The organism is Glycomyces sp. L485, from assembly GCF_022548875.1.
In the GTDB taxonomy this organism is placed as follows: Bacteria; Actinomycetota; Actinomycetes; order Mycobacteriales; family Micromonosporaceae; genus Glycomyces.
Map to the genome: position 1 here is coordinate 73,778 of NZ_JAKZEW010000016.1, position 9,604 is coordinate 83,381.

Below are 9,604 nucleotides of genomic sequence, written 5' to 3' on the forward strand. Positions count from 1 at the left end.
CCGCCACGAGGTGAACAGAGTGAACAAAGTAAACAACGACCGGCCCGCGAACAATGGGCCGACATTCGCCGAACTCGGAGTTCGCGAAGAGACCGTAGAAGCGCTTGGGGCGCTTGGCATCGAGCGGGCCTTCGCCATCCAGGAGTACGCTATCCCGATCGGCCTGCGCGGCTCCGACATCATCGGACGCGCCCCCACCGGGACCGGTAAGACCTTCGGGTTCGGCCTACCGATCATCGACCGCATCTCCTCCGCCGACGAAGGCGCCGACGGACGTCCCCAGGCGCTCATCCTGGTGCCCACCCGCGAACTGGGTCTCCAGGTCGCGCGTGACCTCGAGGACGCCGGGAAGTCCCGGTCCATCCGGGTCCTGCCGATCTACGGCGGCCGCGCCTACGAACCCCAGATCGAGTCCCTGCGCTCGGGCGTCGACATCATCGTCGGCACCCCCGGACGCCTGCTCGACCTGTACAAGTCCAAGCACCTCAAGCTCGACCAGATCGCGCACTGCGTCCTGGACGAGGCCGACCGGATGCTCGACCTCGGCTTCTCCGAGGACGTCGAGCGCATCCTCAAGCTGCTGCCCGAAGAGCGCCAGACGATGCTGTTCAGCGCCACCATGCCCGACACGATCATGTCGCTGTCGCGCAGGCACATGTACCGGCCCGTCACGGTCCACGCCGACGTCACCGGCCCCGACGACGAGGCCGTCTCCAACACCAGGCAGCTGGTGTACCTGACGCACGCGCTCAACAAGATCGAGGTCACCGCCAGGGTCCTCCAGGCGCGTGGCCGCGGCCTGACCATCCTGTTCTGCCGCACCAAGCGGGCCGCCCAGAAGCTGACCGACGAGCTCGACTTCCGCGGTTACGCGGTCGGCTCCGTCCACGGCGACCTGGGCCAGAACGCCCGCGAGCGGGCCCTGCGGGCCTTCCGCTCCGGCAAGATCGACGTGCTCGTCGCCACCGACGTCGCCGCCCGCGGCATCGACGTCCCCGACATCACGCACGTCATCAACTACGACTCGCCCGAAGACGCCGAGTCGTACACGCACCGGATCGGCCGCACCGGCCGCGCCGGCGCCACCGGCATCGCGGTGACCTTCCTGACCTGGGAGGACCTGCCGCGGTGGAAGATCATCGTCAAGGCCAACAACCTCGACCTCGGCGACCCGGTCGAGACCTACCACACCTCCGACCACCTCTACACCGACCTCGACATCCCCGAGGGCGCTCCGCCGGCGCTGCCGAGCGAGCAGCGCAGCAGGGACGGCCTGAACGCCGAGCGCGAGGAGAACGTCGAGGGCGGTCGCCGCGCCAAGGGCGGCGGCCGAGGCCGGACCGGCGGCCAGCGCCGCCAGTCAGACGGCCCGAAGCGTGAGGGCGAGGGCGGTCGCAGCCGCCAGCGCCGCCGCACCCGCGGCGGTTCGCAGGCCGGTGCCGAGGCGCGTGCGCCGAAGGCGGAGCGTGTCACCGAGCCGAAGGCCGACGGCGGCGAGGCTCCGGCCCGCCGCAGGCGCCGCCGCCGTCGCCCGACCGGTTCCGAAGGCTCGGACCGCGACTAGGCGAAGCCATGGCTCGCGAATTTCGCCATGAGTCGATTAGGCTGCTCGTATGAGCAGCGTTTCTGGAGGGGCCTACGACGGCCCGCCGGCGAACGTCCCGCCGCCCAAGGGGTGGCGGGTCGAGTCGGTCGCCGTCACAGGTGAGCCGAGGCGGATGCCGAAGCAGGACCACGCCGCGATCGACGCGGCCGAGCAGCGCGCCAAACTGGTGACCCACTGGACGGCGCTCACCGCGGTCGTGCTGATGTTCGCCGTGGTCATCATCGGGATGGTCCGAGGATGAGAACAGCGATCTCCCCGCGGGGCGATCGCTGTTCGTGCCTTTGCGGCGCGGTCAACCCACGAGGCCGCCCCAGCGCATGTCCGAGCCCGAGTGGCCCGACATGAAGACCATCCAGGCCGCCAGGCCCAGCAGTATGAAGGCGATGAGCCCGACGATGAACATGGCGACCCTGCGGCCGCTGGCCGCCGGGTCGGCGCCGCCGCTCGTGGAGGACTCGTCGTCGTCGGCCGCTTCGCCGCCGCCGTTCCGTGCCACGGCGGAGCGTCGTCCGCGCTCCAGTCCGGCGAAGAGCCACCACACGGGGATGAGTCCGATGAGGATCCACAGCAGGCGGTAGCCGTAGCTGCGGTGGTCGATGACCGTTTGGGGCCAGCCGTCCGGGTACAGGAAGTCCGCGAGCTCCTCGCCGCTCCAGATGGACCCGTAGGCCGCGGCCGGAGCGATGAGGGTCAGCGCGGCGACGACCCAGCCGACGAAGCGCCGCAGCGGCGGAATGAACAGGTACACCATGCCGAACAGGGCAAGCAGGGGCACGAGGATGACAGGCGCGTGCACCGCGAGCGGGTGAATCGGCAGATCCAGAATCGTGGTCATACCATTAATTGAACCTTATAGTGATTCGCCGGTGGGTCCGCCTCTCAGGAACTCTGGAAGACCTCCACATATCCCATGACCGCGTCGGCGATGAGCTGCACCGCGATCGCCGCCAGCAGTACGCCGGCGATGCGGGTGAGGACCTCGATGCCGCTTCGCCGCAGGATCTTCACCAGCAGCCCCGAGAAGCGCATGACGAGGTAGATGACGATGTGGATGAGGATGATCGCGAGCGCCACCCACAGGTAGTCGATGGTGTTCGGGACCTGTTGGACGAACAGGATCACGGCGACGATCGCGCCGGGCCCGGCAAGCAGCGGGGTACCGAGCGGCACCAGCGCGATGTTGGAGGTGGCATGGCTCGACGGCTCGTCGGCCTGTCCGGTGAGCAGTTGGAGGCTGACGAGGAGCAGCAGCAGGCCGCCCGCGCCCTGGAGCGCCGCGAGATCGATGTGGAGGTAGTTGATGATCTGCTGCCCCAGCAGGGCGAACAGGGTGATGACCCCGAGCGACAGGGCCGTGGCCTGCAGTGCGGCGCGGTTGCGCTCGCGCTTGTCCATCGCGCCGGTCAACGCCAGGTAGATCGGCACGATTCCGGGCGGGTCCATGATGACGAACAGCGTCACCCCGACCGTCAGCAGATATTCGAGTTCACCCACGCGGCGAGTATGTCAAGGCACCGGCCGTGCGGTGGACCGCTCGCTCGCCGGTGTTAGTTGTGGCTCAGGACCGGGAACAGCGCGCCTTCCGGCGGGGTCAGTTCGGACACGAAGGCGTCCTCGCCGGAGGTGTCGAGCAGGGTCCAGGTCTGGTCGCCGGAGCCGTAGCCCAGTTGCCAACGGCCGTTGGGGTCCATGTAGTAGTGGTCCCTCACAGTGAGCTCCTGCGAGAACGTGCCGGGGTCGGTGAGCCCGCCGCCGTCGGCGTCCCCGAACCAGGTGTCGTTGTATTCGGCCACCATGTCCGGCGCCGTCTCGTCGCGGCTCGCCTCGACGATCATCGGAGCGGTCTCGTCGTCGCCGAGGTAGCCGCACTGCTCGCTCCCGACGTCGACATTGCCCGGTTCGAGGTCGGAGACGCACAGGTAGTTCGGCTCGCTGGTGTCGGCGAGGATCGCGGCCTCGTAGCCGGCAGCTGCGACCGATTCCAGACCGTAGTCGAACTCCGCGTTGAAGTTGTACGGGCCGCCCGCGGCCCCGCCGTTGACGCTGCTGAGATCGGCCGCGAGGAGCACGACGTCGTCCGACCAGTCCCGCAGGACGACGTCGAAGGCCAGGTCCAAGACCATCGGACCCTCGGGCTCGTCGAAGACCCGGCCGGGGTACATCTCATGCATCAGGCGTGTGACGTCGGCGTTCGGGTAGCTGACCGCGAAGCCCTGGCCGTCACCTCGGACCAGGAGCTCGCGCTCGTCGCCGGCGACCGCCTCGTACGGGTTCACCGTGGCACCGTCCAAGGTGACAAGGTTGACCGATTCGGCGCCGGTCACGACATAGGCGTCCTGGAGGCGTTCGGCCGAGACGGGCTCGTCCTCGATGTTCAGCGGAATGAACTCGTCGTCGGTGTTGACGATGCCGTAGCCGCCGTCGCGCTCGACGACGAACTCGACGGACAGCTCGTTCTGCACCTCCTCGGCCGAGGTGGCCGCCGGCGGAGCGTCGGTGAGGCCGCCGCCGGTCCAGGGCGTCCACACTGCGACCGCGGCACCGAGCACGATCAGCCCGAGGCCGCCCGCGGCGGCGCCGACGCGGCGCCGCCGCCTGATGCGCCGGGCGCCGCTGATGGCGGCGTCGGCCAGGCCGTCGGTGTAGGAGGGTGAGACGGTTCCGGCGCGCCCGGCGAGTTCGGCGCGCAGGAGGTCTTCCAGGTCATCGCTCACGCGGCCTCCCCCGGCTGTGCCGACAGGCCGAGGGCGGAGGCGGGGCTGCCGAGGCGCTTGCGCAGGCCTGCGAGGGCGCGCGAGGCCTGGCTCTTGACGGTGCCGGTGGAGATGCCGAGGATCTCGGCGATCTGGGCATCGGTGCGGTGCTCGTAGTAGCGGAGGACGAGGACGGCGCGCTGGCGTTTGGGCAGGCTGGTGACGTGCTTCCACATCGCGTCGCGCATCGCGGCGTGCTCGGCGAAGTCGCGCGAGGTGTCGGGGCGGTCGTCGATGATCTCGGCCGGCTTCTCGCGGTTGGATCGCTTGCGCCACCAGGAGGCGTTGGTGTTGTAGAGGATGCGCCGAGCGTAGGCGTCCACCGAGTCGGTGGTGCGGATCCTGCCCCACGCCAGGTAAGTCTTCGTCAAGGTCGTCTGCACCAAGTCCTCCGCTGTCGCCCAGTTCCCCGTGAGGAGGTACGCCGCACGGTGCAGCGCGGCCGAACGCGCCGCCACGTACTCGCGGAACTCCTCGTCCTGGGACGGCTTGGCCTCGCTCACGCGTCTCCCTGGGGGGGTCGAACAACAGACGACTCACCCCCGGCGGATGGTTGCTTCGCAGTGCAGAATTCTGCCAAACAATGGGTGGTCACAGCAACCGAGGGTTCTTCAGCAGGAGTATACCCAGTAGCTGCCAGCGGCCCTGGGCCCCTCTGATCAGGCGTCGCCGCCGAGGCGGGAGTCCTTCTCGTAGGCGTTCTCGGGGATGAGGTCCTCTTCTTCTTCGGCCTCGCGCTCGTCGACCGCCTCGGGCTCGTACATCTCCTCGCACATCTGGAGGTAGAGCTCGTTGGGGTTCGGCAGGTGCGGGACGTTCCGCAGCGCCTGGTCCTGACCGGCCGACTCGATGATGAACTCGCCGTAGTTGAGCATCCGGCCCATGGGTGTCTGCGCGTACTTCATGTCGGTGACGCGCCCGAGCGGCATCATCGCGACCGATCGCGTGATGACGCCCTGGATGAGCATGATGCGCTTGTTGGTCAGGATGAACCTGTCCATGTACCAGTCGAGGATCTTCCACCCGACCAGGCCGAGGATCACCAGCCAGGCGACGACGGTGATGGTCAGGCCCGTGTCGCGCGACTCCGACTCCCATTTCATGAGCAGTCCGGAAGCGAAGCCCATGATGAACGTCGAAAGGGTCCCGACGATGTACCAGGGCATGAGGTGGACCCAGTGGCGCCGCCACTCGCCGCGGTACTTCTCGGTGGGGAAGAGGTAGCGGGCCGAGATCGGCGAGGGGACGTCCGGCACGCTCGGGGCGCGAACGCCTGCTAGGAGGCCGCCGGCGGGACTGTCGTCGAATCTGACGCCGTCGATGTCGCTCGCGGCCGCCGCGGGGGCGGCGCCGACCGAGGCGGCGGCGAATTCACGCGTGGGGTGGTCAGCGCCGGGGGCGGGGCTGTCCGCGGGGGTGCGCGGAGTGGGCGGTTCTAGCGGCTCGGTTTCCTTGCTGTCCCCCGAGCCGCCTGCACCGGTGTCGGCCATCGCCTGCTCGTCCTCAGGAGACCAGGTTGGTGATGAACGACGCGAAGCCGTTCCCCACGTCGCCGATGGCGCTCGCGATCGAGCTGACGACGCCTCCGGCCTCGTCCGGCCGGTAGGCGATAAAGAACACCAGGAACGCCAGTCCGCCCCAGGTTAGAATCTTCTTCAACATCCTCACCCTCCCATCAAGGGACCTGGCCAAACGTTCGTCCCGCGCAGGCTCGTCAAGTTTATCGTACGAATATGTCTCGATTTTTTGATTTCCGCCGAACGTTCGGTACGAACCGGACGGTTCGGCGTCCTGCATCAGCGTAGCGCCTTCGCTCCACTTCCGCCGAACTCCGCTGTCTAGCTGCGGAGCAACATATTCGCTTGTCCCACTGGGGAGACTACCTCAAGTCACCTTCCATTGGCTCAATGTAGGCACATGGGCGTCCGTACTCCAAGGAAGCGTCAGCTATCCGACATTCCCCGTTCAGTCAGTGTCGCACCGGAGTACGACGATCCCCGACGTCACAGCTCCGGGTGAGCGCCGAAGACGTGCTCGCGGATCCAGGCGTGCATGGCGATGCCGCTGGCGACTCCGGCGTTGATCGAACGCGTGGATCCGAACTGGCTGATCGAGCAGACCATCGAGCAGATCTCGCGGACCGGCTCGGACAGCCCGGGCCCCTCCTGTCCGAACACGAGGACCGCCTTGCGCGGCAAGGACGTCGTCTCGATCGCCACCGAGCCGGGCAGATTGTCGATCCCGACGACCGCCAGGCCCTCCGCCGACGCCCAGGAGACGAAGTCCTCCACGGTCGAATGGTGCTCGACGTGCTGGTAGCGGTCGGTGACCATCGCGCCTCGGCGGTTCCAGCGCCGCTTGCCGACGATGTGGACGGCCTTGGCCGCGAATGCGTTGGCATTGCGCACCACGGTGCCGATGTTGAAGTCGTGCTGCCAGTTCTCGATGGCGACGTGGAAGTCGTGGCGGCGCTCGTCGAGGTCGGCGACGATCGCCTCGCGACGCCAGTAGCGGTAGGCGTCGACCACGTTGCGCCTGTCGCCGTGCTCCAGCAGCTCGGGGTCGAAGCGGGGATCTTCGGGCCAGGGCCCCTCCCAGGGCCCTACGCCGACCACGGCCGGGGCGATGTCCTCATCAGTCACGCCGACCATTGGAGCACGGGGCCGGCCAGGCCGCCGGGGGCGAGCGGCCCGGTGTGCGCGCCGCCCCGGCGGCTACGGGGGAAACCGACCGGGGCGACACGAAACATACTAACTACCGCTTGCCTGCGATCGCGCACACACCCAACTGAATCCCCTTGCCCCATAACGAAACTGGGCTCATCTACATCCCTCGCCCAACCCTGAAACTCAGCGTTCACTCGGGCCCCAGCCGTTCAAGCCTCGGACCGGAACGAACGCAGCCGCTGCGAGTTGGCGACCACCGAAACACTCGAGAACGCCATGGCCAGCCCCGCGATCATAGGATTGAGCAGGCCGAAAGCGGCCAACGGGATCGCGGCGGTGTTGTAGCCGAAGGCCCAGACCAGGTTCTGCCGGATGGTCCGAAGGGTGCGCCTGGCCAGACGGATCGCGTCAACCGCGACCAGCAGGTCACCGCGCACGAGCGTCATGTCGCTGGCGGCGATCGCCACATCGGTGCCGGTGCCCATCGCGATGCCCAGGTCGGCCGCGGCGAGCGCGGCGGCGTCGTTGACGCCGTCGCCGACCATCGCGACGACCTTGCCCTCGGACTGGAGGCGTCCGATGTGCTCGAGCTTGTCCTCGGGCAAGACCTCGGCGATGACCTGGTCGATGCCGACCTCGGACGCCACCGCCTCGGCGACCGCCTTCGAGTCGCCGGTGAGCAGGACCGGCGTCAGGCCCAGGCGCCGCAGTCCTGCCACGGCCCGCGCGCTCGTGGGCTTCACAGTGTCGGCGACGGCCACGGTGCCGAAGTGCGCCCCGTCCACGATCACTTCGACGACCGTGGCGATATCGACGTCCGTGTTTCTGTCGGTCGACCGACCGATTTCCACGGTCCTGCCGTCCACCAGGCCCTTGACCCCGACGCCGGGGCGGTTGACGAAATCGGTGACCTCGGGAAGATCCCCGAGCTTCTCGCGGGCCGCACCGGCGATCGCCCGAGCGATCGGGTGCTCCGAGGCGTCCTCGACGGCGCCGGCCAGGCGCAGAGCCTCGTCATCGGAGTAGTCGACGACGCTCATCTGCCCGGTGGTGACCGTGCCGGTCTTGTCCAGGACGATCGTGTCGATCCGCTTGGTCGACTCCAAGACCTCGGGACCGGAGATGAGGATGCCCTCCTTGGAGGCGCGGGCACTGCCGATCATGAGCGCCATGGGCGTGGCCAGGCCGAGCGCGCACGGGCACGCGATGACCAGCACCGCGACAGCGGCGGTGACGGCCGCGCCGAGACCGCCCAGGTTGGCCCAGGCGAAGAGGACGACCAGGGCGATGCCGATGACGATCGGCACGAACACCGCCGAGATGCGGTCGGCGAGGCGCTGGACGGCCGCCTTGGAAGCCTGAGCGTCCTCGACCATGCGGGCCATCTGGGCGAGCTGGGTGTCTGCGCCGACCCGCGTGGCGCGCACGACCAGCCTCCCGGAGGCGTTGACGGTGGCGCCGGTGACCTTGTCCCCCGCGGTGACCTCGACGGGGACGGACTCGCCGGTCAACATCGACTCGTCCACGGCCGAAGCCCCCGAGACCACCTCACCGTCGGTGGCGATCTTCTCGCCGGGGCGAACGACGAACTCGTCGCCTACCGCCAGGTCGCCGACGGGAATGCGAACCTCGCGGCCGTCACGCAGGACCGCCACCTCCTTGGCGCCGAGCTCCATGAGGGCGCGCAAGGCGGCGCCGGCCTGGCGCTTGGAGCGGTGCTCCAGGTAGCGGCCCAGCAGCACGAACGCCGTGACGCCCGCAGCGGCCTCAAGGTAGATGTTGGAGGCGGCCTCGCCGGCGGAGCCGGTGAGTGAGAAGGGGTGACTCATACCGGTCATGCCGGCGTCGCCGAGGAAGAGGGCCCAGACCGACCAGATGAAGGCGGCGAGGGTGCCCATCGAGACGAGGGTGTCCATATTCGCCGCGCGGTGGCGCAGGTTGATCGCGGCGACGCGGTGGAACGGCCAGCCGCCCCAGACGACCACGGGGGCGGCGAGGGTGAGCGAGAGCCACTGCCAGTAGTCGAACTGGAGGGCCGGGATCATCGCCAGGGCGATGACCGGGGCGGCCAGGATGAGGGAGCCCAGGGCGCGCTGGCGGAGGCTTCGGAGCTCGGCGTCGTCGGCGATCGAGGCGTGGTCGTGCTCGGGTTCGGGCTTCTCGGGGGCGACGGGGGCGGCGCCGTAGCCGGTCTTCTCGACGACGGCGACGAGTTCGGAGACGGTGGTGCCTTCAGGGACGGCGACGCGGGCGCGCTCGGTCGCGAAGTTGACGGTAGCCTCCGCGCCCTCGACACGGTTGAGCTTCTTCTCGATCCGGGCCGCGCACGAAGAGCACGTCATCCCGGTGATATCGAGGTCAATGATGTTCGCCATGACTGGAACCATACCCCCATGGGGTATCAGCCGTCAAGGCTGGGTGAGCGCGGAATGGAGGCTGTTCGGCCAATGGCGGATGGACCTTGCGGCGCCCGGGGAGGCCGGAAATGGCCCTTGGAGGGTTGGCGGGGTGCTGGTGTGTGGGTGGTTGCTGTGCACTAAGGGCGGCAGCGACTGTCAGGATGGTAGTGCTGGCCCTGG

General features: G+C 68.5%; 10 protein-coding genes. 2 read left to right on the forward strand and 8 right to left on the reverse strand.

Annotated elements, in window-relative coordinates; all coding sequences use genetic code 11:
- The first annotated feature begins 19 nt into the window (after positions 1-19).
- Both L0U85_RS21295 and L0U85_RS10405 read left to right on the forward strand, forming a co-directional pair.
- Positions 20-1,564: a DEAD/DEAH box helicase gene (locus tag L0U85_RS21295; protein WP_241377694.1), complete on the forward strand. Its 1,545-nt coding sequence runs from the start codon at positions 20-22 to the stop codon at positions 1,562-1,564.
- Between the two features lie 49 nt (positions 1,565-1,613).
- The gene (locus L0U85_RS10405) at positions 1,614-1,847 is read left to right on the forward strand and encodes a hypothetical protein (RefSeq protein ID WP_241377695.1); all 234 of its coding nucleotides are present in this window, start codon (positions 1,614-1,616) and stop codon (positions 1,845-1,847) included.
- Positions 1,848-1,898: 51 nt separating this feature from the next.
- On the opposite strand, the gene L0U85_RS10410 is transcribed toward L0U85_RS10405, so the two are convergent.
- From L0U85_RS10410 to L0U85_RS10445, 8 genes are all read right to left on the reverse strand, one after another.
- Entirely contained in the window at positions 1,899-2,441 is a 543-nt protein-coding gene (locus L0U85_RS10410) for a hypothetical protein (protein ID WP_241377696.1), read from the reverse strand.
- A gap of 44 nt (positions 2,442-2,485) precedes the next feature.
- Positions 2,486-3,100: a MarC family protein gene (locus tag L0U85_RS10415; protein WP_241377697.1), complete on the reverse strand. Its 615-nt coding sequence runs from the start codon at positions 3,098-3,100 to the stop codon at positions 2,486-2,488.
- Positions 3,101-3,153: 53 nt separating this feature from the next.
- Complete coding sequence (locus tag L0U85_RS10420; RefSeq protein WP_241377698.1) at positions 3,154-4,320, reverse strand: hypothetical protein; 1,167 nt, start codon at positions 4,318-4,320, stop codon at positions 3,154-3,156.
- Positions 4,317-4,862, reverse strand: a complete 546-nt coding sequence (locus L0U85_RS10425; RefSeq protein ID WP_241377699.1) for a SigE family RNA polymerase sigma factor — start codon at positions 4,860-4,862, stop codon at positions 4,317-4,319. Before L0U85_RS10425 ends, L0U85_RS10420 begins: the two co-directional genes overlap by 4 nt.
- Positions 4,863-5,018: 156 nt before the next feature.
- Complete coding sequence (locus L0U85_RS10430; RefSeq protein WP_241377700.1) at positions 5,019-5,849, reverse strand: PH domain-containing protein; 831 nt, start codon at positions 5,847-5,849, stop codon at positions 5,019-5,021.
- A gap of 13 nt (positions 5,850-5,862) precedes the next feature.
- Positions 5,863-6,018 (reverse strand): hypothetical protein, encoded by a 156-nt coding sequence (locus L0U85_RS10435; protein ID WP_241377701.1) that lies wholly within the window; start codon positions 6,016-6,018, stop codon positions 5,863-5,865.
- A gap of 344 nt (positions 6,019-6,362) precedes the next feature.
- A complete protein-coding gene (locus L0U85_RS10440) occupies positions 6,363-7,010 on the reverse strand; it encodes an RNA methyltransferase (protein WP_277605634.1) in 648 nt (215 codons plus the stop codon).
- A gap of 224 nt (positions 7,011-7,234) precedes the next feature.
- Positions 7,235-9,400, reverse strand: coding sequence for a heavy metal translocating P-type ATPase (locus tag L0U85_RS10445; protein WP_277605635.1), 2,166 nt, complete (start codon positions 9,398-9,400; stop codon positions 7,235-7,237).
- Positions 9,401-9,604: the final 204 nt, after the last annotated feature.

Excerpts from the sequence above, each read along its gene's own strand:
- L0U85_RS10405 (WP_241377695.1), top strand. The coding sequence starts at position 1,614 with ATGAGCAGCGTTTCTGGAGGGGCCTACGACGGCCCGCCGGCGAACGTC.
- L0U85_RS10410 (WP_241377696.1), bottom strand. The coding sequence starts at position 2,441 with ATGACCACGATTCTGGATCTGCCGATTCACCCGCTCGCGGTGCACGCG.
- L0U85_RS10430 (WP_241377700.1), bottom strand. The coding sequence starts at position 5,849 with ATGGCCGACACCGGTGCAGGCGGCTCGGGGGACAGCAAGGAAACCGAG.
- L0U85_RS10440 (WP_277605634.1), bottom strand. The coding sequence starts at position 7,010 with ATGGTCGGCGTGACTGATGAGGACATCGCCCCGGCCGTGGTCGGCGTA.
- L0U85_RS10445 (WP_277605635.1), bottom strand. The coding sequence starts at position 9,400 with ATGGCGAACATCATTGACCTCGATATCACCGGGATGACGTGCTCTTCG.